This window comes from Vibrio jasicida 090810c (genome assembly GCF_002887615.1).
Classification (GTDB): domain Bacteria; phylum Pseudomonadota; class Gammaproteobacteria; order Enterobacterales; family Vibrionaceae; genus Vibrio; species Vibrio jasicida.
In genome coordinates this window covers 1056484-1082938 of the sequence record NZ_CP025793.1, presented here as the reverse complement: position 1 = coordinate 1082938, position 26455 = coordinate 1056484, and the positions used below count along the sequence as shown (strand labels likewise).

Genomic DNA, 26455 nt, shown 5'->3' with positions numbered 1-26455 from the left:
CCTTTTTCCATAAAAAACGGGGCGAACCGAAGTTGCCCCGCTTTAATTAGACCCAATGAAGTCAACCTCCTGAACGACGAGTTGACTTGGGTACTCACTCTTCAGACCGCATTCCGAAGTGTTGGCTAACGAGTTCTCATCGTCAGTTCAACTGCACGAAGTTGTGCCAATGCCTTGTTCAACTCCATGTGTGCCTGTGCAAAGCTGATGTCGTCCATGTGCGCACGAATATTTTCTTCCGCCGCTCTGCGGGCTTCTTCCGCCCTAGCTTTATCAATATCCTTACCGTGTAACGCGGTGTCAGCAAGCAGCGTAACGACATCCGGTTGAACTTCAACTAGCCCACCAGAAACGTATAAGATCTCTTCTGGTTTCGACAAATCCCCCACAATGCGAGCAACGCCTGGCTTGATTTTACTGATCAATGGAGAATGGCCCGGACGAATACCGAGTTCACCATCCGCACCAGCAACAGCAAGTGCATGAGCCGGACCAGAGTAGAGAGTACCTTCTGCACTCACCACATTCAGTTGAAACGTACTTTGGGTAACCGCAATGGCCATAGTGCCTCCCGCGCTTTACAGTTTGTTCGCTTTTTCAAGCACTTCATCAATGCTGCCGCAATACATAAACGCTTGCTCAGGTATATCGTCGTATTCACCCGCTAACAACCCCTTAAAGCCGCGAATTGTATCGGCAAGAGAAACGTAAACACCTGGGTCACCAGTAAATACCTCTGCTACGTGGTATGGCTGAGTAAGGAAACGTTCAATCTTACGAGCACGTGATACCACTTGTTTGTCGTCTTCAGACAGTTCATCCATGCCTAAAATGGCGATGATGTCTTTCAATTCTTTGTAGCGTTGTAATGTCTGCTGCACACCACGAGCGATGTCGTAATGCTCTTGACCTACTACTAATGGGTCCAATTGACGAGACGTCGAATCTAACGGGTCAATCGCTGGGTATAAGCCCATTGCCGCGATGTTTCGGTTAAGTACCACTGTCGCATCCAAGTGCGCAAATGTGGTTGCAGGAGACGGGTCAGTCAAGTCATCCGCAGGCACATAAACCGCTTGGATAGACGTGATAGAACCATTTTTAGTCGACGTGATACGCTCTTGAAGCACACCCATCTCTTCTGCCAGTGTTGGTTGGTAACCTACCGCAGATGGCATACGACCAAGCAATGCAGAAACTTCTGTACCAGCCAACGTATAACGGTAAATATTATCCACGAACAACAGTACGTCACGGCCTTCATCACGAAAACGCTCTGCGATGGTCAAGCCTGTTAGCGCAACGCGTAGACGGTTACCCGGTGGCTCGTTCATCTGACCGTAAACCATGGCTACTTTGTCCAGAACACCCGCTTCCTTCATTTCATAGTAGAAGTCATTACCCTCACGAGTTCGCTCACCAACCCCGGTAAAAACCGACAAACCTGAGTGAGCTTTTGCAATGTTATTGATAAGCTCCATCATGTTTACAGTCTTACCAACACCTGCACCACCAAACAGACCGATTTTACCGCCTTTCGCGAACGGGCAAATCAAATCGATAACTTTAACACCCGTTTCGAGCAACTCAGTGCTACTTGATTGTTCTTCATAGCTCGGTGCTTCACGGTGAATCTCGTAAGACACTTGCTCGCCAATAGGACCACACTCATCGATTGGATGACCCAACACGTTCATGATACGACCTAGGGTTTCTTCACCAACAGGAACCGTGATCGGATGGCCTGTTGATTCGACTTCCAGCCCACGTTTAAGGCCGTCAGAAGACCCCATTGCGATACAGCGAACCACACCGCTGCCCAACTGTTGCTGCACTTCCAGCATCAGTGAGCCATCGCTGCCATCGTTTACTTTCAGTGCATCGTAGACTTTCGGGCCTTCACCTTGTTCGAACTCGACATCTACCACCGCACCGATGACTTTGACGATTTTGCCAATACTCATAATCTAAACCTCAAATTCTCTCTCTAAACCGCTTGCGCGCCGGATACAATTTCACTCAACTCTTGAGTAATCGCCGCTTGGCGCGCTTTGTTGTAAACCAGTTGTAGGTCTTCAATAAGTTGCGCTGCGTTATCAGTCGCGGCTGACATTGCCATCATCCGCGCGGCTTGCTCACAAGCGATGCTCTCAACCACACCCTGATAAACCAGCGATTCGACATAACGTTGAATCAAGTGGTCGAGAATGTCTTGAGGAGACTGCTCGTAGAGGTAATCCCAACGAGCTTCTTTATCACGTGAAATGTCTTCTTTCGGGAACGGCAGCATTTGCAGTACCGTTGGCTTTTGCACCATGGTGTTTACAAACTGGTTGTAAACGAGGAACAAGCGGTCGATTTTGCCTTCGGAATAGTGCTCCATCATGGCGTTAACCGCGCCCAACATGTCTTCTAGTTTTGGTGCATCACCAAGGCCAGAAGTTTGCGCCATTACTTTCCCGAGGGACTGGAAAAAGCTGATTGCTTTCGAACCAATGAGCGTCGTATCTACTTCAACGCCCTTCTCTTGCCAGTCCTGCATTTCTGCCAATACTTTTTTGAACAAATTACTGTTCAGGCCACCACACAAACCCCGATCGGATGAGATGATGATGTAAGCCACTCGCTTCACTTCGCGTTCTTGAAGGAAAGGATGGCTGTACTCCAGCGTACCGGACGAGACGTGACCGATAACCTTACGCATGTTCTCCGCGTAAGGACGGGACGCCTGCATGTTCTCCTGCACTTTGCGCATCTTGCTGGCGGCGACCATTTGCATTGCACTCGTAATTTTTTGCGTGCTACTCACGCTAGCAATTTTGGTGCGAATCTCTTTGGTATTTGCCATAACGGACTCCTGTTAGTGGTCCTACGATTGCAGCGCAGTGAACTCTGTCAGCAAGCTGTTCAATTCACTCTCAATCTCATCGTTGTAATCACCAGTTTGGTTGATTTTATCGAGTAGTGGTTGTGCGTTAGTTCGACCAAATGCCATCAGCTCTTCTTCATAACGAGACACTTGATTTAGTGCCACATCATTGAGGAAACCTTTCTCTGCAGCAAAAATCGCCAACGCTTGCTCTGCGACCGTCATTGGTGCGTATTGTTTTTGCTTCATGAGTTCAGTGACTTTCTCACCGTGGTCAAGCTGACGACGTGTCGCTTCATCTAGGTCAGAAGAGAACTGAGCAAATGCGGCCAATTCGCGGTATTGCGCCAACGCGGTACGAATACCACCCGACAGCTTCTTGATCACTTTGGTTTGCGCTGCACCACCTACACGAGATACCGAAATACCTGGATCAACCGCTGGACGTAAGCCTGAGTTGAATAGCTGAGTCTGTAGGAAGATTTGACCATCAGTAATCGAGATTACGTTGGTTGGTACGAACGCCGATACGTCACCCGCTTGGGTTTCGATGATTGGCAGTGCGGTTAGAGAACCTGTTTTGCCTTTTACTTCACCGTTAGTGAATCGCTCAACGTATTCTTCGTTAACACGTGCTGCACGTTCTAATAGGCGTGAGTGGAGGTAGAAAACATCACCTGGGAAGGCTTCACGACCTGGTGGACGTTTTAGGAGTAGTGAGATTTGACGGTAAGCCACCGCTTGTTTTGATAGATCATCATAGACAATCAGCGCATCTTCACCACGGTCACGGAAGTATTCGCCCATGGTACAGCCTGCGTATGGCGCTAGGTATTGCAACGCTGCCGCTTCTGATGCTGACGCTACCACCACAATGGTGTTTTCTAGTGCGCCATGCTCTTCTAGTTTGCGAACTACGTTAGCAATGGTCGATGCTTTTTGACCAATTGCGACGTAAATACATTTAACGCCCAGTTCTTTTTGGTTGATGATGGCATCAATCGCCATCGCGGTTTTACCTGTCTGACGGTCACCGATGATCAACTCACGTTGGCCACGACCGATTGGCACCATAGAGTCTACCGCTTTGTAACCGGTTTGGATTGGCTGGTCGACAGACTTACGGTCGATTACGCCTGGGGCAATGACTTCCACAGGGTCCATACGTTCAAACGATACAGTACCTTTGCCATCAATGGGCTGACCAAGTGTGTTCACCACACGACCGAGAAGTCCGTTACCCACTGGCACTTCCAAAATACGGCCTGTGCCTTTTACTTTCATCCCTTCAGATAGGTCCGCATAAGGCCCCATCACGACCGCGCCGACGGAATGACGTTCTAAGTTGAGTGCCAACGCAAAACGATTGTCTGGCAACTCTAACATCTCACCTTGCATAACATCCGCAAGGCCGTGAATTGTGATGATACCGTCACTGACAGAGACGATAGTGCCTTCATTTCTCGCTTCACTTTCGAGTTTGAAGTTATCAATTCGCTCTCTGATTAATTCACTAATTTCATTTGAATTTAATTGCATTTCTATACCCCGTTACACATGTAGGTTGGTCGCCAATCGACTGAGATTGGTAAGAACACTGCCGTCATACACGGTCTGTCCTGCTGTGATTACCACACCACCTACAAGGGATGGATCCAGTTGTGTTTCTAACGTAATGGCTTTACCGTATTTTTCGGTTAATGCTTGTTTAAGCCTTGCCATTTGTTCCTCATCCAGAGGTTCTGAAGCACGCACTGTTACTGTCATGGTTCGCTCGTATTCGGCTTTCATTTCAAAGAACTGAACCGCCACTTCTCCCAGCGCTTTTAAACGCTTGCTCTCTTCCATAATGCGAAGAAAGTTCTCGAAACTTTGATTTAGCCATTCGCCACCAGCGTGAAGAATCAAATCCAGTAACGGCTGTTCCGAGCCTTCTTCACTGAGATCATCCAGAATCAGAAGTGTGTTTGGTTGTTCCATGATGACTTGAGTAATGGCAAACATCTGTTGCCAGTCATCCAAGCACTCTGCGTCACGAGCGTAATCAAACGCCGCTTTCGCGTAGGGTTGAGCCACTATTGTCAAATCGGACATGTGCCCTCCTACATTTCGTTGATGAAGCGGTTCACCAAGTCGCGGTTAGCCGAGCTATCCAGATTGCGATTTATCAGCTTACTGGCACTTTCAATCACCAGATCCGCCATTTCATCTTTCAACTCTTGGCGAACTTTGCTGCGCTCGCTTTCCACTTCTGCTTTGCCTTCTGCGACAATGCGCGCTTTCTCTTGCTTTGCCAGTTCAACGGCGTCTGCAACCATTTGATCTTGACGTTGCTTGCCTTGGTTGATGATGGCCTGAGCTTTAGAGCGAGCTTCTGTCAGTAGCGCTTCACCATTCGCTTTTGCCAGTTCCAACTCTTTTGCTGCTTTTTCAGTTTGTTCAAGACCTTGAGCAATTTCAGCACGACGCTCATCAATCAGTTTTACAAGTGGTGGCCAGACATATTTCATGCAAAGCCAAACGAAAATCACGAAGGAGATCGCCTGACCAAACATTGAGGCATTTAAGTTCATAGCACCCTCTCTTCTATAACGTTATGAAATTGATTAATTCGAATTACGCTACAGCGAAGATGATGTACAAACCGATACCCACACCAATCATTGGCACCGCGTCCACAAGACCCATCATGATGAAGAACTGAGTACGAAGCATTGGGGTTAAATCAGGTTGACGAGCGACCCCTTCAAGGTATTTACCTGCAAGGTTACCGATACCCGATGCGGCACCCGCTGCACCAAGACCAATCAGCAATGCACCCGCCACGTAAAGAACTGCGCTAACGATATCCATAACAACTCCTAGAATTGAATTTTTTAATTAAGAAATAAATTTTTTGATTTAGTGCTCTTCAACAGCCATTCCGAGGTAAACCACGGTCAGAACCATAAAAATAAATGCTTGAAGCACAACAATTAGTATGTGGAATAGTGCCCAAGGAACACTAAGTGCCCATTGCATCCACCATGGCATTAACGCAATTAGTATGAATATCATTTCACCTGCGTACATATTGCCAAATAATCGAAGACCTAAAGATATTGGTTTAGAAATTAATGTTACCAATTCAAGAACTAAGTTCACTGGGTATAACAGAGGATGAGAAAATGGTTGAGTAGTTAACTCTTTAATAAACCCTTTCACACCTTTGTTTTTAAACGTATAACCTAAAACCAAAATAAATACGCCTAATGCCATCGACATCGTAATATTGACGTCGGCTGAAGGTAAGTCACGGAAGTGCTCGACACCTACTGAACGAGTCAGCGCTGGAATCAAATCAACCGGCAACAAATCAACGGCATTCATTAATAATACCCAAACAAATATTGTCAGAGCTAAAGGGCCTATAATCTTGTCTTTAGCTAGAAATATTTCTTTTACGATATTATCGACGAACTCAAATACCATCTCGATCAAACACTGGAATCGTCCCGGAACTCCTTTCGTTCCTTTCGTCACCGCAAAGCGGAATGAAAGGATGAAAACAAGTCCCGTCAACCAAACCATGATCATGGAATCAAGGTTAATTCCAAACCATCCGTTTCCGGTGGTGAGAAAGGTCAGGTGGTGCTCAATATACTCATGAGCGGACTGGACAGTATCCATTTATGCCTTCCTTTCGAAGCGGTCTCTGAACAGCGGCGTTAAGAAGTGACCAAACATCGTCACACAAAAGCCTATCAGGACCACGATGTTGCGAAGAGCCATAAATCGAAACGTCAAAACAAACATTACAATGGTGTAGATGACTTTGATATTTCGACTCAGATGCATGAGGTCACGCAAACTCTCTTCTGGTTTCACCCTAGATTTAATGGACGCGAATACCATGCCGAACAGAGATGGTAGAATCGCGATGAGCACCCCAGTAATCGCTGACTCAGCACTTAGAGATCCACTTCGCATGTATTCATACGCGATGAATACCAGACCCAAAGTTGCTTGAGCAATAAGAATCCTTTTACCAGCTACCAATATTGGATCGTCGTGAATATTAGCTTCCATAAATCACCCTTTAAAATAATTTCGAATTAAACTTCTGATAATTAAACTTCACAAAATACATCAGCCAAGTGACGACAAATTATATTCTGATAAAACCTACTCACAGAATTAATTTAACCTGATAATTATTGTTCACATATTAATAAATCAAAACGGAACCACTCCGTATTTCCGTTTCCCAAGAAATATACACCGATAATTTTAATAATCTGAATCGAAAAACTTGCAAATTATCATTCCATTTTTGAAGTGTTATTTTATTTGAACATTCCAAAAATGAAATATACATTGATTAAGCCGTCTTTATCAGGGTTAAGACGAAAAGCTTGTCACATGGAAGTGACACTCCATCACGAAAGGAGTTAAAGTGATTTATAGGTTATATAATTTTAAAATATACCGACATTAATATATAGCCTACTAATAAACCTGTTTAATATTGCAATGAAATAGCTTTTAAATAGAAACTTAAAAGATAAGAATTAAATATATGTGAAATGTATTATTTCTTTGCGTTATTTGTAGCACGTTAAAATAGACATTTCATGTACTTATTGCGATTAAAAAGAACAAAAAAAGGACGCTGATTCAGCGTCCTTTTTCGTTTTATTTCTTATTACTTGCCTGCTTATCGAGTTGCGGCAAGGCTTTGGGTATTGCCCACTTCAGGCGTTTTGGCTTCAGTGCTTGTATCCCTTTCCAAAGCGCATTCATCAAGCTTGCGTCCTCCTGCCCCTCTTGTAGGCGCTGTGAACGCTTCTGCCAAATATCAGTGTCACTGGCTTTACTCATTTCAAGACCACCTGTGTTGCTTCTCAACTGCTTATACAAGCTTGCTCGAGCAGCGCCCCATCGATTCGCTTTCACCATTCGTTTGAACACTAACCATGGCGGCGTAGGACGAGAACGATAATAACGGTGAATGCTCAAGGCGGCGATAACGAGAACAAATAGCGTCACTGCGCTGCCAATCAACCAGCCAGAATAAGCTCTAACAAACGATTTGAATGTATGCTTGGCTTTGAAGGTCTTACCCTCAATCACTACCGTTTCTAGCTTTTTACTCTTGCTATTCCACCATTGGAACTTGTGTTCAGGTAAGGTGAACTCACCGCCCTGTTGGATCACATACACGCTTTCTTCTATACGACTTGATTGGTAATCGCCACGTGTTTGCTTATCGTCTAAGCGGTTTGGTTGAGGATACGCTTGATAGCTGGCAGTAGAATCATTGGATAACAAGTCTGGAAGCAACACTGACAAACTGTCTTGTGCATTGATCGTTATGGTGCGAGTGATCGCATCGCCGACTTTCAGCTCATCGTTAGACGTTGTCCATTTCTGATCCACACTCACCTTAGTCGCGGTAAACCATGCAGAGTCATCACTTAGCAACCCAGAAGGCATAGACGCTTCGAACTTAATTGGCTGCGTATAAAGCGTACCAGCCACTTTCGAACCATCAGGCGCAGAGACCTGCACACCAACAGCGACAGGTGGAATTACAAATTGCCCCGAGGCTTGTGGATACAAAGTTATTTCCCAACGCTGACGAGACCACGTTTGCCCCCCTTTGCGCTCGGTATAGTTAGTTGCTAATTGGTTACGCTGCTTCGCAATCACGTTGGGGATTTCTACGCTGCCAATGCGTGTACCACCAGTGAACCAACGAGGCGTTGCAACTTCGATGTACAAGATCACCTGCTCATTCACACTGAACTTAGGGGCTTCCTTCGTATCGGCCCCTGCTCCCTGCTTGCCAACCCACGCTAATAACTCTACGTCATTGCTGCGCTGCAAGTCTTGAATATCTTGTGCGTTCGCCAAGCCAGTAAAAAACAAAGTAAACACCATCAAGATAGTGCTTAGACGCCCAACCACGGAGTCAGCGCCAAGTTTGAATGCATTCATCATTGTGCTTGCTCCTCTTCTTGTTGTGGTTGCGGTTGTGGCTTCGGCTCCGTTTTCAAGGGTTCACGCAGTTGAATTTGGAATTTAGCGCGCAAGAAGTACTTAGGATCGGCCTCTACGCGTTTTAACCACTTATCCGCCAGTTCTTGGCTGCCAAGGATTTCGTTCGCATTGAGTTTCTCTTTCAGCATTAATTCAGCCGCGGTTTTTTCGTCTGCCCCATCTGCCGTTTGCGGGTTGTCACCCAGTTCAAACGACTCTTCGGGTCCGTCTGTTGTCCCCGCTTGGCTTTCACTGGTACGGTTAATCTCTTCGACAATGCCACCAATGACTTTTAGGTTGTGCTCGACGTCTGGTCGTAATTGCTCACTCAAGGTGTCTTTGTCTGCCAGTGTTTGCAACAAATTACGCGCGGCCAAATACTCACGTTGACGCGCCAACGCACTCGCAGCGTTGTATAAGCCATAGTCTTTTACCGCATCTGATGGGTCGTTTTGCATCTCCAAGAAAGCGGTATGAGCCAGTTTGTATTCGCCTGCGTAGTAATAAGCTGTCCCTTTACGCAACGGATCCGTAAAGTGCTTTGCTGCCTCAAGGTATTCGTTTTTGTTGAACAAACGCTGTCCTTGCTGATTTGGCGTGAGCCATAAATCCCACCACCATTGAGACGCTTTATCCCAGACGGTTACCTCTTGTACCACTTCAGGTTTATCCGCTTTGAGCGAGACGGTTTCCGCCATGGCTTTTGGCGTCATAAACAAAGACGTTGATACCATCGCCACCACACACCATTGCACTAACCAGCCTTTGCGGAACCACAGCATCATAATGAGAGCAATTGGAAACAATAGTTGATAGCCCATGTCTTTCCAAGGCATGGATGATTCGCCATTGAGTTGCATGTTTCGCTCAACAAAACGGTTCAGCTTGTCTATATCGCTGTTGTCTACCGTCACTTCAACAAGGCGTCCACCAGTCGCGCCGGCAAGATTATTTAACGAGTCCAAGTCGACAGGGTTGTTAGAAACAATGTCCGAGTTACCCGCTGCCAAGATAAGCAATTGATAAGACTTGTCGGCAAAGTAGTTTTTGTAAGCGGTAATGGTTGCCGGGTTGACACCATCCGTAACCAACAGAACCGTAGAACCCGGTTGGCCTTGTAATTGTTGGTCAATCAAAGGCAACGCCGTCTCAGCAAGTTTACCTTCAACTGGCATGATTTCTGGTGTTATCGCCGCTAGAAACGGTTCGAATACTTTGCTGTCTTGCGTCACAGGCATCGCGACATGAGCAGAACCCGCATACACAACCAACCCAGTGCTGCCACCTTTTCTTGCTGCCAATAGGTCACGGATCTTTTGCTTTGAGCGTTCCAAACGGCTTGGAGGAAGGTCTTTTTGCAACATTGAATCGTTGTTGTCTAATACCACCAGCATGGAGGCTTTATCCTCGCCAAATGGAGAAGCTTGGCGCTCCCAAGAAGGTCCGGCACAGATGATGATCGCAATCGCTACTATCACCATAAGCAGCTTGAGTGGCAGTTGTTTTCGCCAACCATAGTCGCCAATCGTTAGTGCTTTACGTAAATGCTCAGGAAGAATGTCTTTCCAGCTTGGTTTGGATTCTTCTCGCCACCTTAACCAAAGCAAAAGAAACATAGGGATGAACGCCAATAGCCACATTGGACGAATGAAATGGAACTGTGTGAAGAACTGTTCTAGCCCCATACTAGTGAAAGGAGAATCAAACATGGCGATCTCCTTTTACGTTGTCTGCTTGTGCAGAAGCTTCACTGGTCACTGATAGTCGACGACGCTTAAATGTTGCCAACGAGAACGCGGTTAAATACATCGCAACCACCAAAGCCATTAAGTAATGATGCAAGCTTTGCTTGGGACGGTAAGTGGTACTTTCATAAAGCTGTGGCTCTAACTTACCAATCTCATCATAGGCTTTAGCAAGTTCGTCACGGTTGAGCGCTTCAAACGCCTCACCACCGGATTCTTTGGCAATACGTTTGATCGTATTCATATCTAGTGCAGTTTCACCCACGGTTTGTGGATCACCCATGGCAATCACGTGGATACGTACATCTTTGGCTTTCGCGACTTTCGCCGCATCAATCGGCTCAACGAAGCTTCCGGTATCATTACCATCTGTCAGAACAATGGCGACTTTCTCTTTGTTCTCTTCTACGTCGGTACGCGACTTTTCACTTTGCTCAAACACCTTAATCGCCAAGCCAATTGCATCACCTAAGTGAGTACTTTGCCCAGCCATCGCCACATCCGTTTGGTTAAGCAACTCTAACCACACTTTTTGATCGGGCGTGAAAGGGGTTTGAACAAATGCCGCATCGCCAAACAAGATTAACCCTAAGCGGTCGCCTTTGCGCGTTTTGGCAAAGTCACTCAATACTTCTTTGGCTGCATCGAGACGAGAGATCTTTTCACCGGTTTTGGATGTGAAGTCTTGCTCTGCCATTGAGCCAGACAAATCGACGACGACCATAACATCGCGGCCTAAGCTTTCACGCACCTGTGGCTCGCCAAGTACTGTCGGCTTTGCCATTGCGGTCACGACCAAAAGCCAAGAGATGATGAGCGTTGCGCGCTGCCACCAGCTCGGAGTGAGTTGGCTTGCGCCTTCTGACGGCGTTTCACCAATCGCATCCACAAGCTGACTAAAGAACGGCACTTTGATGGCCATTTGTTTGGTGCGGTAAGCTGGGACGAGGAAATACACTACCAAAGGCAGCGGCAAGATGATGAACCAAAGCGGATGCTCAAACTCAAAACTGCTCATGCCAAGCCATGAAGCAAGAAGATCACCCATGGCGACCTCCTTTTAATGCACGCGCTTTGTAGGCAAGCGTGCGCTTTTCAATGTTGTGAGCGTTCTCATCGTGCTCTTTCACCCACTCAGTTGCACGTTCAAAAAGTTGTAAACGCTCTGTTTTTTCCAGTTCGACACTTGGGTCAACGATACTTTGCAGCCATCGCTTAGATATTTCATCATCAAACAATTTGTGCTTGGGGTTAAGCTCATCTAACTTGCGCAGGAACGCGGTATCAAACAAGCGAGCATGAGAGCTATCAAGATGGATTAAGACGATTTTCAGAATCGAGAACAGCGCTTTCGGCATGCTGGCGTCATCTGGTGTTAAACGAGAAATCGCTTCAATAGCTTCTTTACGGTAACGGTTATCCCACCAGTGGTGTGCCAGTCGGTAGCCGACATACATGAGTACAATCGCACCCACAATTGCAAGGATCTTCCAACCAATGGTTTGTGGCACCCAGCTGACGCTTTCTGGCACCGCGACATCATGCAGTTCACGCAGAATATACGTGCTTGGAGGCGTGTGTAAGTCTGTCATTTACCGGCCTCCAACGAGTTTTTGGAATTGAGTAATGTGGTCACCTGTTGTATCGATTTCGATATGAGGCAGCTTTTTGATTGCCATGAGTTGTGCCAGTGATTGACGTTGTAACTGAGCTTTCTCAACCAAACTGGCACTGGCGGCATCGACTTTGGCTTTGCTGTCTAAGTTGAGCTGGTAACGACCATCACCAATCACCCATTTCACTTTCGCCAAATTTTGAGGAAGCGACTGCTCTAGAGGATCGCTTACCATCACCGCTAACACGTCATTATGCTGTTGAAGCTGCTTAAGGTGATCAAGGTGGTGCTCTTCGCAATCGCGCCAATCACTGATGAAAATCAGCGTGGATTGTTTTAGCTTCATCCGTTTAATGAGCTCAATCCATTTACTGAACGTCACTTTGTCTGAATCTAACGAGTCCACATTTAAGCGCTGGTTGGCCTGAGAGAGTCGCTTCAGTTGAGCGAGCAAATCGTTTTGCGAACGCTGGGCTTTGCTGTGGTATAGAGCAGAGTCAGAGGCGATAACAAATCCGACTCGGTCACCGTCTTTCAATACTCGCCAACCACACATAGCCGCGACTTCAGCAGCGACTACAGATTTCATGACCTCGGTAGAGGCAAAAAACATCGCACTGCGCTGATCAACACAAACAATCACATTGCGGTCTTTTTCTTCGGTGTAACTGCGCACATGAGGCTTGCCCGTGCGCATAGTGACTTTCCAATCTAGGTTTCGGATGTCGTCCCCTAGCTGGTAGTGACGCAGTTCTTCAAAGTTCAAACCACGTCCGCGGAATAAGGAATTATGACGACCAGAAAGCACACTGCCCGCTTTCAAGTGAGGCAGCAGGCTGAAGGATTCGGCTTGCGCTTGTAAACGTACTAAGCGTGAGTAATCGCAATACAAGCGAGGATCGAGCCCTTGGGATTGAGGAGCAAGCGTTGGCTTTGCCATAGTCCCTCCTGCTTATCCGATTTCTACACAATCAAGCAACTCTTGCACCACTCGCTGGTGATCGACACCATCGGCAAGTGCATCGTAAGAAAGTGAGAAGCGATGTCCCAGCACCGATGGCACCATTGCACGCACGTCATCAGGCGTGACGTGGTCACGGCCTTGCAACCAAGCATAAGCTCGCGCACATTTGTCTAACGAGATAGATGCACGAGGACTCGCACCGATTTCGATCCATTTTTGTAGCTGGGAATCGGCGTAACGCTCTGGTTTACGTGTCGCCATTACCAACGCTACGATGTAGCTTTCGACTAATTCAGACACGGCTATAGAAGGAAGTTGGCGACGCGCTTCAATCACTAATTCAGGCTCGATGTGTTTTGGCGTCACTAGCTCATTACTGGTTTCTGAACCCAACTCTTCACTGCGTACCAGACGAATAATATCGCGCTCGGCTTCATCTTCTGGGTAATCAACAGTCACTTTCATGATAAAACGGTCCATCTGCGCTTCTGGCAATGGATACGTCCCCTCTTGCTCCACAGGGTTTTGCGTTGCAAGCACCATGAACAACTCAGGCAAGACGTGTGTCTTATCACCCACTGTGATCGTACCTTCTGCCATTGCTTCTAGCAGTGCGGCTTGTACTTTTGCTGGCGCACGGTTCACCTCATCCGCTAACACAATGCTGTTGAAAATTGGACCCGGCTGGAAGTGAAGCTGAGGCTTGCCATCCAGCTCTTGGTACACTTCGGTACCTGTTACGTCTGAAGGTAATAAGTCGGGTGTAAACTGAATACGACCAAAGCTGGTGTTAAGTAGGTTCGCAAGCGACTTCACCGAGCGCGTTTTTGCCGTTCCCGGTAAGCCCTCTAAAAGTACGTGACCATTGGTCAATAACCCTATCACCAAAGCCTGAACCACATGGCTTTGTCCAATGACGCTTTTTTCAGTTTGTTCGATTAATTCATTAATGGCTTGTTGTGCGTGGTTCATAGTCTACCTATTGAGTTTACGGGAGCCTGAGCGTTAAAAGTTGAGTATAAGACTGAAAGTAATAACTAAAGGTTATATTCGCTATATTCACCTGAGTTGTAAGACTTTATTAACCTTGATATGCCAACCAGAATTGGCAGCGAATGGTCAAAGAACATTTTTATTCCCGGACACAAGTAGTTTAGACCAGCCTCACCATTCGGCGCGGTAAGTAGCCGATTTTTTGGGCATTCTCCCCAGCAATACTGCAAATATGGGCAATCAAGGCAGTATTGCGGCAAAGAAGACTTTTTCGCCATGCCAAAGCTATATTGACGAGTTGAGATTGCAATTTCATTCAGAGATCGGTCATGAATGTTAGCTAGTTGGTATTCCGGATAAACGTAGTGATCACAGCTAAACACATCCCCATTGTGTTCAATCGCTAGGCCTTTGCCGCAGAACTCTGCGCTAACACACAACTGCGAAGGCATCCCCATTACTTGCGCGACAGCGGTTTCGAAAAGGTTGACCAAGACTCTGCCAAGATCGTTGTTCACCCATTCTTCAAATACAGCAATCAGAAACTCGCCCCACTCTTCTGCATCGACCGACCAGTCCGTAACCACTGACATCAAATGTCCCGGCTTTGCTAATTCGCTGCCAAGTTTTGGAGACATGTTTTCTTTCCAGAAATGGGGAGCGGTTTGAGTGAAAGACCGAGGTTCAACACAAGGTGTGAATTGGATATAAGTGACGCCGAGTTCTTGAGTGAGGAAGCGATACACTTCGAGCGGATATTTGGCGTTAAAGCGGTTTACTGTCACCAAAGCATTGAATGACACATTATAACGCTTCATCAGCTCAACGGCTTGCATGACGCGTTGAAAGGTCGGTTTTCCACTTCGGGTTTTGCGGTATTTATCGTGGATAAATTCAGGGCCATCTATCGATAAACCAACTAGAAACCCGTGGTCATTCAGAAACTGACACCAAGCCTCGTTTAATAATAGGCCATTGGTTTGAAGGTCGTTTTCGATGCGAACGCCTTGTTTAGCGTATTTGTTTTGCAGTTCGACAACCTTCTTGAAGTAATCCAACCCCAACAGTGTTGGTTCACCACCCTGCCAAGAAAACACAACCTCCCCACCATCTTGGCTTTCGATATAGCTCTTTATGAATGCCTCAAGTGTTGCATCTTCCATTTTTGGTTGAGTGCCTTGATTGAGTAATTCATCTTTGTGCAGATAAAAACAGTACTGACAATCGATATTGCATTTTGCCCCGCCCGGTTTCGCCATCACGTGAAAACGTCGTTCGACTTTATCACTATTAGATATAAACGCCGTTTTGAGGGGAGTTAATGCCATTTGAGTAGTATGAATGTGAGTTTGTTTTTTCATAAAGAACGATCTCGAAAGCAGAAGAAAGTCAGCGCCCAAGTTGGGCGCTGTATTTAAGGACAATAACTAGGGTCTATAGACCTATGGACAAAACGTTATTTCGGAACAAACGAGCCCGGAGCCATACGCGGCGGGTACTCTTTGAAGGTTTCCATGACCTCTTTTACTTTTTCAACCGCAGGCATCATCAAGAATGAACGTTCGTACATCCAACGGTCGTAACCCATACCAGTATCGCCACGCTCAAATGGGTCGATACTCAAATCATAGATTTGTGGTACACGGAGTTTAGTAAATGGTTTCTTCCAGATATCCAAACCAGTTTCGTTTTCTTGAATCAAGAAGTGATATTTGTATTTGCCATAACGTAAAGCCAGTAAATCGCCGTCATCACTCCAGTAAACAAATTCGTTACGAGCAGACTTGTCCGTTTTACCCGTTAGGTAAGGCAGTTGGTTGTAACCGTCTAAGTGAACGTTGTAGTTCATATCGCCCACTTTCTTGCCTTTCAACAGTTCTTCTTTGACGTTGCTGTTGCCCGCCGCAGCCACCAATGTTGGTAAGAAATCTTCCAAAGACATAATGCCGTTAAACGTCGTGCCCGCTTGGATATGACCTGGCCACTTGATTACTGCAGGAACGCGGAAGCCACCTTCCCAACCGGTGTTTTTCTCACTACGGAATGGTGTCATACCCGCGTCAGGCCACAAGTTGATCATTGGGCCGTTATCTGTGGTGTAAACAATGATGGTGTTGTCATCAATGCCAAGCTCTTTAATCTTATTGAGCAAGTGGCCAATTTGATCATCGTGTTGCTTCACACCATCGGCGTAGAAACCTGCGTCTGTTTTGCCTTTGTAGTCGTCTGGAACGTGCGTGAAGTTGTGCATGCGCGTGGTGTTAAACCACGTAAAGAATGGCTTGTCGGCTTTGACTTGTTTCTCGATAAACTTCTCAGCTTCATCTAGGAACTCGTCATCAACCGTTTCCATGCGTTTGCGCGTCAATGGACCCGTGTCTTCAATCTTGCCATCCGCATAAGAGTGGATCACACCACGAGGTCCAAACTTCTTCTTGAATTCAGGATCTTGTGGGTAGTCTACGTTCTCCGGTTCTTCTTCCGCATTTAAGTGGTAAAGGTTACCAAAGAACTCGTCGAAACCGTGGTTGGTCGGCAAGTGTTCATCTCGGTCACCAAGGTGGTTTTTACCAAATTGACCCGTTGCGTAACCAAGGTCACGTAGCAGTGTCGCAATAGTTGGATCTTTCTCAGAAATCCCTTCTTTCGCTCCTGGCAAACCAACCTTAGACAAGCCGGTACGTTTTGGCATTTGTCCCGTGATGAACGCAGAGCGACCTGCCGTTGAGCTTTGCTGAGCGTAGAAGTTGGTAAACTTAGCACCGTCTCTTGCAATGCTATCAATATTTGGTGTGCTGTAAGCCAGCATGCCACCGTTGTAAGCACTCAAGTTCCAGTAACCGACATCGTCACCAAAGATAACGAGAATGTTAGGCTGTTCTGCCGAGTAAGCGGTCGCTGATGCCGCTCCGATCGCAAGCGTACAAGCGTTTAATACCAGCTTCTTGACGCGTTTTTTATCGTGGTTTGCCATAAAAGGGCTCCATAAATCCGTTGCTGCGAATCTTGGTAGAAATCAGATACCAAGATTTGATTAAGATAAAACTTGTTATTTGACGGATAAATAGAGTTCAGATACGTTGATATATAAATTTAGTTTATGGGTAACAAGATGGACTTAAACTTGATTCAAACTTTTTTGGTGGTCGCTGAGTATCAGTCCTACACCAAAGCGGCCGACTATTTAGGCCTTACGCAACCTGCGGTGAGCGCTTCGATTAAACGGCTCGAACAAGTGGTAGGAAAACAGCTTTTCGTCAAACAAGGACGAGGGATCGCACCCACTTCAACCGCGTATCAACTCATGCCGCAGTTTCGTCAGGCAGTGAGCATCGTAGACAACGCCATTTCAGAAAGAACCACTTTTCAAGTCTGCTGCTCAGAAACCTTACTCCACAGTTTAAATCCGATTGAAAACGTTGTTTTCCACGAGTCTCCACCGGAAAAGTACTTGTTGTTTGAACAAATTCGACAGCAAAAAATGGATTTAGTGATTGATACCATTATCACCAAAGACTCCTCTTTCGTGATAGAAAACGCCTACGATGAACCCGCAATGATCATCTGTCGTCAAAGTCATCCAAGAATCCAAGGGACACTGAGCCGAGAAGATTTTTATCGTGAAACTCACTGTATATTTTCAGGCAAGTGGAACAACACTTCTGGCTTCGAGCAACTGGCAAAAGAGCCGATTCAGGAGCGAAATGTAGAGATCGTAACGTCATCTTTGGCGGGGATGGCAATGTATGTTGCACAACGAGATTGTCTAGGCGTTGTTTCTCGATCGTTTGCGATGAAATGGAGTAAGGCACTCAAGTTACAGATCCTTGAATGCCCGATTGAAATCGACCGTATCCCCTATAAATTCGTCTATCATAAGCGTGATGAGCACAATCCCGCTCATCAGCGCTTAAGGGAACAGGTCAAGCAACAACTTGAGTTTGCCCATGCCGCTCCTATTGATTTATAGAGGCTCTTAAACGCTGAATCACATCAGCTGGCGCAAACTCTCCTAGTTGCTTCAAACACTGCTCAAAAGCAAATGCAACAGAGCCATCTTTGTAGTTTCTAGCCAGCACCTCACATTCCGCAAACAAGTGCTGTGGGTTGCCTCCCACTTTGTAAGCGGTGTTCAACGCTTTACTGGCCGCAAGCACGTCTGAGTTCTCCAGAGCGAGCCCATAAACATACCAATACTGGGGGTTTCGCTCTGCGGTTTCCGCCGCTTGTTTTAAGTATTGGTTTGCTTTCACACTGTCACCCACTCGCAACCATGCTAGACCCGCGCTGTAAGGCAAAGCACTCGATTTCGGCTGAGCTTCAATCCCAGCCATCAAGGTTTCTAATGCTTTTTTGTCATTGCCCTGTGCACGATACAAATCGGCTAAGTTTGCATAGCTGTTCTCGAAGTAAGGTTCTATTTCAATCGCCTTTTGGTAAGACGCAATGGCTTTATCTGTGTCACCAAGGTCTCGATAGACGTTCGCCAGATTAGTTCGTCCAAAGCCTCGATCCGCATTGAAACGCTGGATTTCCATGTAGTCTTCCAACGGCTGACGAATCTTATCGCGTTGCAGCGGATTCATTTCCGGATAATGACGAACCAGTGCACCTGCGGCTTCTGCACGTACTGATAAAACTGGATCGCTCAGTAATGGTTCGAGGATTTGCCAGCGATCACTGAACTCATAACCAGAAGACCCAGCAACAGCCCCAAGACGAATCATGTCGCTTTCATGCTTCACCGCTCTTGCCAATGACACTAAGGTGTTTTGCCCAGTATTGCCGCCCATTCTCTCCAAAGTTGATGCACGAATAATGTCACTCAACGATGAGTCTTGAGCAGAATACGCTAGCGCATCAGGCGCACCACGATGGCCAATAGAATCGGCGTAGAATGCCACTGCAAAGTGTTTTTGATTGCGGTATTTCGAATTCGGGAACCACTCACCTATTTTCTGATCCGCCCACTGATTGGTTTCGTCTTCATGACATGATGTACAGACGTTTGGCGTATTGATGTGCTGGCTCAGATCTGGACGCGGTACATGCCAACTGTGGTCACGGCGAGGGTCGACTTGCATGTAAGTCGTTTCAGGCATGTGGCAAGTGGTGCATTTGGATGCTTCGGTATTTGCCTCATGGAAGGTGTGATTCTCCGGCATGTAGTCAGACGCAATATGGCATTGTGCGCAAACGGCTTCTTCAGGAATTTTTAACTCGGCAGTATGAGGATCATGGCAGTTGGTACAAGTTACCCCTTTCTCTGCCATGGCAGACTGCAAAAATGAGCCATAAACGTAATCTTCATCGTAAATCTGACCATCGTAATAATAGAGCTCCGGTGTAATTAGGCTTAGACGATATTTATCCAAGAAGGAGCCTTTAACATGGTCCGCACTTTCATTTAACTGTGTACGACGGCTATGACACTGCGCACAGGTTTGAACTTGATGAGTCATCGCGATTTCTTTTGGTTGGAGCGTGCTGTGCCCTTCTTCGTAGACCCACTCTTTTACTGCCATACCTAAATCTCGATCAAAGCCATAATGATTCGCTGAGGTGATGGTATTCCCAGATTTTTCCGCTTGTTTGGCAAGTTCTACGTGTTCACTGGCTGGGCCATGACATGCTTCGCAACCGACATTGATTTCTGACCATGTTGTTGAATACGTATTGGCAGTTGCATCGTAGTTTTTTTCTAGATTGGTTGAATGGCAATCAGCACACATGAAGTTCCAATTCTGACCCGTGTTCGTCCAGTAAAACTCATCTTTGGGGGTGGTGTCGGGATAAAGATGGAACCAGCGCTGTCCGCCTTCTTGCTTGGCTCTCGAATCCCAAGCGAAAGGAATTAACTGCACACGCCCGTCTTCAAATTCCACCATGTATTGTTGAAGCGGCTCCCACGCAAAGGTGTAGCTGATTTTGTAATCATGCCACTCACCATCAGGCCCTTGGATATTGACCCAATATTCACTCCCTTTTCGATAGAAGCGATTTGGCTTACCTTCAAAAGTGAATGTGTGGTCATCAAAATCACCGAGAACGGATTCCGCATCGGCATGACGCATCGCCATATCGTGATGAGAACCTTGCCACGCTTCGGTTTCTTTCTTGTGGCAATCAATACACGCTTCGCTGCCTACGTAAGTTTGCGTTGAAGAATTGATTGATTGTGGTGCGACCGACACGGTTTCTTGTGCAGAAGCTGACCGTTTAGATACTGTTTCCTGTGCAAACAGAGAAAAACTGACGAGCGCTGCTAGGCCGATCAAAGCCTGCTTCCAACTTGCCCACTGAGTCATAACTGTCCTTGTGTGATTCTTTTTATTCTCTAATCAAAGATAGAAGTGTTTTTCCTTTTTAGACAAGCAATTACATGCGTTTTAAGAAAAAATTAAACACAGTGCAAAAAAAAGAGGCTCCGAAGAGCCCCACATTTGGTTGCAATCAATTTATTTGTTGTGACTTTCCTGCAACTTCTCCATCACTTGATCAAGTGAGAAGCTTGCTGCTTTTTGTCGCGGTGGAAATTCTTCGAACGTTGCCAAGAATTTACCTACATAAGCCTGTGCTGGAACCAGCATGTATGCGTGGTCAATCAGCCAGTCGTAATAAGTGTTAGACGTAATGTCCGCCACTTCGTATGGGTCCATGCGTAGGTTGAAGATCTTAGGCACACGTAATGGCGTAAACGGTTCAGCCCAGATACGTAGTGTGCCTTTTGCGCGCTGCTCTAGGAATACGATCTTCCAGTTGCGGAAGCGAAGTGAACTCAAATCACCATCATCAGTGAAGTAGAAGATCTCTTCACGTGGGCCTTTCTCTTCTTTACCAGTTAGGTAAGGCAAGAAGTTGTAACCATCGAGATGATTCTTAAATGTCTTATCACCCGCCGTGTAGCCTTTCAGCAGCTTCTCTTTGATTTGGTCATCACCAGCCGCCGCCACCAAGGTTGGCATCCAGTCCATGTGGTGCATAATTTCGTTAGAAACGCTGCCCGCTTCAATCTTACCTGGCCAACGTACCATTGCAGGAACACGGAACGCACCTTCCCAGTTGGTGTTCTTCTCACCACGGAATGGGGTTGTACCCGCATCTGGCCAAGAGTTCATGTGCGGGCCGTTATCGGTTGAGTAAAATACGATGGTGTTGTCTTTGATGCCCAAGTCATCCACTTTTTTCAGCAGCTCGCCTACTTGGTTATCGTGTTCTACCATACCGTCGGCATAAAAACTGATACCAGTTTTGCCCAAGTTTTCTTCTTTCACGTGTGTGCGGAAGTGCATGCGTGTTGCGTTCCACCAGACAAAGAAAGGCTTGTCAGCCTTCACTGCTCGATCCATAAAATCAAGCGCCGCATCTAACGTTTCTCCATCCACCGTTTCCATACGCTTACGCGTTAGAGGGCCGGTATCTTCGATTTTGCCGTCAGCAAAGGACTTAATAACCCCACGAGGACCGAATTTCTTACGGAATTCTGGATCTTTCGGGTAGTCCACATTCTCAGGCTCTTCCTCGGCGTTCAAATGGTAAAGGTTGCCAAAAAATTCGTCGAAGCCGTGATTGGTTGGAAGGTGTTCGTCTTTGTCGCCAAGGTGGTTTTTACCAAACTGACCTGTCATGTAGCCAAGTGGTTTAAGCATTTCTGCAATCGTTGCATCTTCCGCCTGAAGACCTAAATCTGCACCCGGAAGGCCAACTTTACTTAAGCCAGTTCTCAATACCGTTTGTCCGGTAATGAAGGTAGAACGGCCTGCAGTACAAGATTGCTCGCCGTAATAGTCGGTGAACATCATGCCTTCTTTCGCAATGCTATCGATGTTCGGTGTTTTGTATCCCATTAAGCCAAATGTGTAAGCACTGATATTAGATTGACCGATATCATCGCCCCAAATGACCAGAATATTCGGTTTCTCTGCTGCGATACTGCTACCTGTCGCGCCGATAAAAGCAGCGGCAAGAATCGCTAATCGGCGTTTCACGCCATAATTCGCTGTCATATAAACCTCTGTATGTAATAGAAAAGTGCATCCTGCACACAAACGTATAGCTCACAAAACAGACGAATGCGAATCAAATAGCATAATTACACTTTGGTTAAAACTAAGGTCTTATATCCCTATTTAGAAAGCGGATTAACGTGACCTGAGTCTCGCTTCAGTTTTCCCTACAAATCCTAAGGTCGAAACAATCAACTGATAAAACAACAAGTTATTTCTCTACATAACTTATGGTTATAAACACTATAAAGCGACATTCTTCAATTGCATCATTAACTTAATAGCCAACGAAGCATGGGCGGTACCTAGGCTTCTTTTCCAACTTACAACCAATTTGGAGTTTTTATGGCTAACCAAATGAGCAAGCTGGCTGTCGGTCTCGGCGTACTGGCAACCTCAAGCGCAGCAGTGGCAGCAGACAAACCAAACATCCTAGCGATCTTTGGTGATGATGTTGGTTACTGGAACATCAGTGCATACAACCAAGGTATGATGGGTTACGAAACCCCGAATATCGACCGTATTGCAAACGAGGGTGCACTATTTACTGATCACTACGGTCAGCAATCTTGTACTGCAGGCCGTGCAGCATTTATCACAGGCCAAGAACCGTTCCGTACTGGCTTGCTTACAATCGGTATGCCAGGCTCTACTCACGGTATCCCTGATTGGGCACCGACCATTGCAGACCTACTAAAAGGTCAAGGCTACATGACGGCTCAGTTTGGTAAGAACCACTTAGGTGACCAAGACCAACACTTGCCAACTAACCACGGTTTCGACGAGTTCTTCGGTAACCTTTATCACCTCAATGCTGAAGAAGAACCAGAAACTTACTACTACCCGAAAGATCCAGAGTTCCGTAAAAACTACGGCCCTCGTGGTGTAATCAAGTCTTTTGCTGACGGTAAGATTGAAGATACAGGCCCAATGACGCGTAAGCGTATGGAGCACGCGGATGAAGAATTCCTAGAAACGTCACTGGCGTTCATGGAAAAAGCCGTGAAAGCAGACAAGCCATTCTTTATCTGGCACAACACCACTCGTATGCACGTTTGGACTCGCCTTCAGGAAAAATACCAAGGAAAATCTGGCATCAGTATCTACGCCGACGGCATGTTAGAGCATGATGATCAAGTGGGTATTCTACTGGATAAACTGGATGAACTAGGTGTCGCAGACAACACCATCGTAATCTACTCAACCGATAACGGTGCAGAAACTGTATCGTGGCCTGACGGCGGTGCAACACCATTCCATGGTGAGAAAGGTACCACTTGGGAAGGCGGTATGCGCGTACCTCAACTTGTTCGTTGGCCTGGCGTAATCGAACCGGGTACTAAGATCAACGAAATGATGGCGCACCAAGACTGGCTACCAACTCTAATGGCTGCAGCCGGCGTTCCTGACGTGAAAGAGAAGCTAGCGAAAGGCTACAAAGCGAACGGTAAAGACTGGCGCGTACACATTGATGGTTACAACTTCATGCCTTACTTCCAAGGTAAAGAAGAGAAAGGTCCTCGTGAGTCACTGCTTTACTTCACTGCTAATGGTGAGCTAAACGCAGTTCGTTGGAACGACTGGAAACTGCACTTCGCAACCCTAGAAGGTAACATTACCGATGCAGTTCGTTTCTCTCCAAACTGGCCGAAGATCATCCATTTACGTGCTGACCCATTCGAGAAAGCACCGCACGAATCTGGTATGTACCTACGCTGGATGGCAGACAACATGTGGTTGTTCGTACCAATCCAAGACGTTCTTGGTGAGTTCTTCAAGACGCTGCCAGATTACCCAATGCAGCAAGGTCAGATGATGAACCCAGCGTCGATTAGCTACCAATCTCTTGGCCTACAAGGCAAGATGAAGCAGCTAGAGCAACTTCAGCAAGAAGTTAAAAAAATGAACTAGTTTCTTTTGCAACTACCGAAAAAGCCCACCGATTCAGGTGGGCTTTCTTTTTGTCGCGACCTTCCCCACTTAAGTAAAACTTCTAGACATGTCGCACTTTGAAGGCTCTTTATAAATAACTGATAGCTTTCTCATTCATCACATTGATTTTAACCAAGTCATTATTGATAATAGTTCGCATTATCGATAATAAGTGATATATCAACATGTTTAGCCCAACGTCAGTCCCCGTTCAGCCAAAGCCAAACTGGTCATCGAGTTCATCCGCTCCTGCTCCTTCAATCTTATTGGTCGAAGATGACCCAGATCTCAACCTTCAACTCACCCGACTACTAAAAGAGCAACGCTATCAAGTCATCTCGATGTTTTGCGGGGATGAAGCCGTTAAGGCTTTTCAGCAGCAAGACTTTGATTTGGTCATACTCGATGTCAACCTCCCTAACCTCGATGGCTTCGAAGTGCTTAATGTCATTCGTTCTCAGTCACAAACACCCGTAGTTATGCTGACTGCATTTGGCGCAGAAGAATATCGAATTCAGGGCCTTAAATGCGGAGCGGATGATTACATCACCAAACCCTGTAACTTCACCGAAGTGAGTTTACGTATAGAAGCAATTCTACGTCGCACCCAACTCATCAAGCAGCCCAATTCAGCAACGCAACTCAGTGAGAGAGAGTTACTCCTCGATAAACAAACTCACACGGTAACGCTCCATCATCGTCCTGAGATGAACCCCATTCAACTGACACCTATTCAATTTAAACTGCTGTGGACGTTAATCGAACACCGCGAAGAAGTGCTGAGTAAACCCTTTCTTTATCAGACCGTACTAGAGCGTCAATTTAGCCAATATGACCGAGCCCTAGACATGCACTTAAGCCGTGTGCGCAAACGTCTCATTGCAGAAGGTATGTCGAACGACCGTATCCAGACCGTGCATGGCAAAGGGTATATTTTCAAATGAAGAAAATGTTGTTCTGGCGACTGTTTGTCGTCTTATCTCTCGGTGTGGTGATCTTCTTTTCTTTGATTCATAGCGCTGCCATTCTTTCTAATGAAAAGATGAGCTACCTTAAGAAGTCCCACCGTCAACAGATCCTCGATTGGGGCTCTACAGCACAAACATATATCGACCAGCAAGATTGGCAAGGTTTGGACACTTGGTTAGAAGAACTCGCTGCGAATGAGTCTACTTGGGCAACGGTTCTGCAATCACATCTAGACGTAAAAGGCGGCAATCCGCTCAATGAGCGCTTTTGGGAAGGCTACGGCATTGGTCGAAGTGTTGAGTGGAAAATCCACCTCGATTTTCCAGATAATCCAATCATGGAAGTGCCGCTTTCTCCTTTTGGGTATCATTTTCTGATTCTACTACCCGACCGAATGCGCCCCGGCACTTACATGTCCCATGCGTTTTGGTTGTTTCGTTTTGTGATTCCATTTCTCTCTTTACTGGCACTGACGGTGTATTTGTACCGCTACGTCATGCGTCCATTACAGCAGTTCCACCGAGCAAGCCAAGCTTTCAGCCAAGGGGATTATTCGGCGCGAATTGGACAGACCATGAAGTTAGGCAACGATGAAATAAGCCAAGTCGCGCGCACTTTCGACAAAATGGCGGAGCGAACCTCAGATGTGATTCAACACAACAGAAACTTAATCGCCGACATGTCACATGAGATACGTACCCCACTCGCTCGTATAGAAATGGCCATAGACTGCGTCGATAAAAACATTGAGCGCGAGCAAATGTTGCAACGCATTAAGAGCGATACTCATAAGATGCGTAGTACAGCAGAAGACACCCTCACCCTTGCATGGATTGAAAACGAACAACCAAACCTCAGAACAGAAGCATTTGACTTAGCGGAACTGGTTGAAATCATCGTTGAAGATGCACGATTTGAATACCCCGATAGGCACGTGTTCCTGCAGCAAGACGAACCACTACCTATCAATGACTCCAACCAAATGGCACTCAGCCAATCGTTAGAAAACGTCATTCGCAACGGTTTACGTTACACCCAACCCAATGAAGCGCTAAAAATTGAGGTGCGAAACAGTAGCGAGCTTTATCAAATCGTCATTACCGATTCTGGGCCTGGTATCGACCCAAGTTTGTATCAACAAATTTTCAAACCTTTCTTTAAGGCCAATAATCAAGTCGCATCACGTAAGGGCTTTGGTGTTGGGCTAGCGTTAGCGAAAAGACACATTGAAGCCGTTGGCGGCAAGATCGTTGCCTACAATGCGCCAGAGCGAGGTTTAGTGATGGATATTACCTTGCCCAAACGACGTTAAGCCTCACGCGGAACAAGGATTGTAACAGT

Annotated in this window: 23 protein-coding genes; 4 read left to right on the top strand and 19 right to left on the bottom strand. The window is 46.4% G+C overall.

Annotated features, from left to right (window positions below):
• Positions 1-125: 125 nt before the first annotated feature.
• The 17 genes from C1S73_RS22435 to C1S73_RS22355 form a co-directional block, all read right to left on the bottom strand.
• Positions 126-563, bottom strand: a complete 438-nt coding sequence (locus C1S73_RS22435) for a F0F1 ATP synthase subunit epsilon (protein ID WP_038867899.1) — start codon at positions 561-563, stop codon at positions 126-128.
• A gap of 15 nt (positions 564-578) precedes the next feature.
• Entirely contained in the window at positions 579-1964 is a 1386-nt protein-coding gene (gene atpD / locus C1S73_RS22430; protein ID WP_038867901.1) for a F0F1 ATP synthase subunit beta, read from the bottom strand.
• Positions 1965-1987: 23 nt separating this feature from the next.
• Entirely contained in the window at positions 1988-2848 is an 861-nt protein-coding gene (gene atpG / locus C1S73_RS22425) for a F0F1 ATP synthase subunit gamma (protein WP_038867903.1), read from the bottom strand.
• A gap of 21 nt (positions 2849-2869) precedes the next feature.
• On the bottom strand, positions 2870-4408 hold the full coding sequence (gene atpA / locus C1S73_RS22420) for a F0F1 ATP synthase subunit alpha (RefSeq protein ID WP_038867904.1): 1539 nt from the start codon (positions 4406-4408) through the stop codon (positions 2870-2872).
• A gap of 12 nt (positions 4409-4420) precedes the next feature.
• Complete coding sequence (locus C1S73_RS22415; protein WP_038867906.1) at positions 4421-4963, bottom strand: F0F1 ATP synthase subunit delta; 543 nt, start codon at positions 4961-4963, stop codon at positions 4421-4423.
• An 8-nt stretch (positions 4964-4971) separates the two neighbouring features.
• A complete protein-coding gene (locus C1S73_RS22410; RefSeq protein WP_038867908.1) occupies positions 4972-5442 on the bottom strand; it encodes a F0F1 ATP synthase subunit B in 471 nt (156 codons plus the stop codon).
• A gap of 43 nt (positions 5443-5485) precedes the next feature.
• Entirely contained in the window at positions 5486-5722 is a 237-nt protein-coding gene (atpE, locus tag C1S73_RS22405) for a F0F1 ATP synthase subunit C (RefSeq protein WP_004730405.1), read from the bottom strand.
• 48 nt (positions 5723-5770) lie between these two features.
• The gene (gene atpB / locus C1S73_RS22400; protein WP_038867911.1) at positions 5771-6538 is read right to left on the bottom strand and encodes a F0F1 ATP synthase subunit A; all 768 of its coding nucleotides are present in this window, start codon (positions 6536-6538) and stop codon (positions 5771-5773) included.
• Positions 6539-6937 (bottom strand): ATP synthase subunit I, encoded by a 399-nt coding sequence (locus tag C1S73_RS22395; RefSeq protein ID WP_005431832.1) that lies wholly within the window; start codon positions 6935-6937, stop codon positions 6539-6541.
• Between the two features lie 606 nt (positions 6938-7543).
• Positions 7544-8851 (bottom strand): BatD family protein, encoded by a 1308-nt coding sequence (locus tag C1S73_RS22390; RefSeq protein WP_038867913.1) that lies wholly within the window; start codon positions 8849-8851, stop codon positions 7544-7546.
• The gene (locus tag C1S73_RS22385; RefSeq protein ID WP_038867916.1) at positions 8848-10599 is read right to left on the bottom strand and encodes a vWA domain-containing protein; all 1752 of its coding nucleotides are present in this window, start codon (positions 10597-10599) and stop codon (positions 8848-8850) included. Before C1S73_RS22385 ends, C1S73_RS22390 begins: the two co-directional genes overlap by 4 nt.
• Positions 10592-11683 (bottom strand): vWA domain-containing protein, encoded by a 1092-nt coding sequence (locus tag C1S73_RS22380; RefSeq protein WP_038867919.1) that lies wholly within the window; start codon positions 11681-11683, stop codon positions 10592-10594. Before C1S73_RS22380 ends, C1S73_RS22385 begins: the two co-directional genes overlap by 8 nt.
• A complete protein-coding gene (locus tag C1S73_RS22375) occupies positions 11676-12227 on the bottom strand; it encodes a DUF4381 domain-containing protein (protein ID WP_038867922.1) in 552 nt (183 codons plus the stop codon). Before C1S73_RS22375 ends, C1S73_RS22380 begins: the two co-directional genes overlap by 8 nt.
• Positions 12228-13190, bottom strand: a complete 963-nt coding sequence (locus C1S73_RS22370; RefSeq protein ID WP_038867924.1) for a DUF58 domain-containing protein — start codon at positions 13188-13190, stop codon at positions 12228-12230. It abuts the gene before it with no gap.
• Positions 13191-13202: 12 nt separating this feature from the next.
• Positions 13203-14186, bottom strand: a complete 984-nt coding sequence (locus C1S73_RS22365; RefSeq protein WP_038867926.1) for an AAA family ATPase — start codon at positions 14184-14186, stop codon at positions 13203-13205.
• Positions 14187-14251: 65 nt separating this feature from the next.
• Positions 14252-15568, bottom strand: coding sequence for an anaerobic sulfatase maturase (locus C1S73_RS22360; protein WP_038867928.1), 1317 nt, complete (start codon positions 15566-15568; stop codon positions 14252-14254).
• Between the two features lie 95 nt (positions 15569-15663).
• A complete protein-coding gene (locus C1S73_RS22355) occupies positions 15664-17181 on the bottom strand; it encodes an arylsulfatase (protein ID WP_038867930.1) in 1518 nt (505 codons plus the stop codon).
• 126 nt (positions 17182-17307) lie between these two features.
• Here C1S73_RS22355 and C1S73_RS22350 point away from each other — a divergent pair, with 126 nt between their 5' ends.
• Complete coding sequence (locus C1S73_RS22350) at positions 17308-18177, top strand: LysR family transcriptional regulator (protein ID WP_038867932.1); 870 nt, start codon at positions 17308-17310, stop codon at positions 18175-18177.
• Here the strand turns inward: C1S73_RS22350 and C1S73_RS22345 are convergent.
• Positions 18164-20515, bottom strand: coding sequence for a tetratricopeptide repeat protein (locus tag C1S73_RS22345; RefSeq protein ID WP_038867934.1), 2352 nt, complete (start codon positions 20513-20515; stop codon positions 18164-18166). The genes C1S73_RS22350 and C1S73_RS22345 overlap by 14 nt on opposite strands.
• Positions 20516-20665: 150 nt before the next feature.
• A complete protein-coding gene (locus C1S73_RS22340; RefSeq protein WP_038867937.1) occupies positions 20666-22213 on the bottom strand; it encodes an arylsulfatase in 1548 nt (515 codons plus the stop codon).
• A gap of 345 nt (positions 22214-22558) precedes the next feature.
• On the opposite strand from C1S73_RS22340, the gene C1S73_RS22335 reads away from it, so the two are divergent.
• The 3 genes from C1S73_RS22335 to C1S73_RS22325 all read left to right on the top strand — a co-directional run bounded on the left by C1S73_RS22335 (position 22559) and on the right by C1S73_RS22325 (position 26426).
• A complete protein-coding gene (locus tag C1S73_RS22335) occupies positions 22559-24124 on the top strand; it encodes an arylsulfatase (RefSeq protein WP_038867939.1) in 1566 nt (521 codons plus the stop codon).
• 206 nt (positions 24125-24330) lie between these two features.
• On the top strand, positions 24331-25089 hold the full coding sequence (locus C1S73_RS22330) for a response regulator transcription factor (RefSeq protein WP_038867942.1): 759 nt from the start codon (positions 24331-24333) through the stop codon (positions 25087-25089).
• On the top strand, positions 25086-26426 hold the full coding sequence (locus C1S73_RS22325; RefSeq protein WP_038867944.1) for a sensor histidine kinase: 1341 nt from the start codon (positions 25086-25088) through the stop codon (positions 26424-26426). The genes C1S73_RS22330 and C1S73_RS22325 overlap by 4 nt, the downstream gene beginning before the upstream one ends.
• Positions 26427-26455 lie beyond the last annotated feature (29 nt).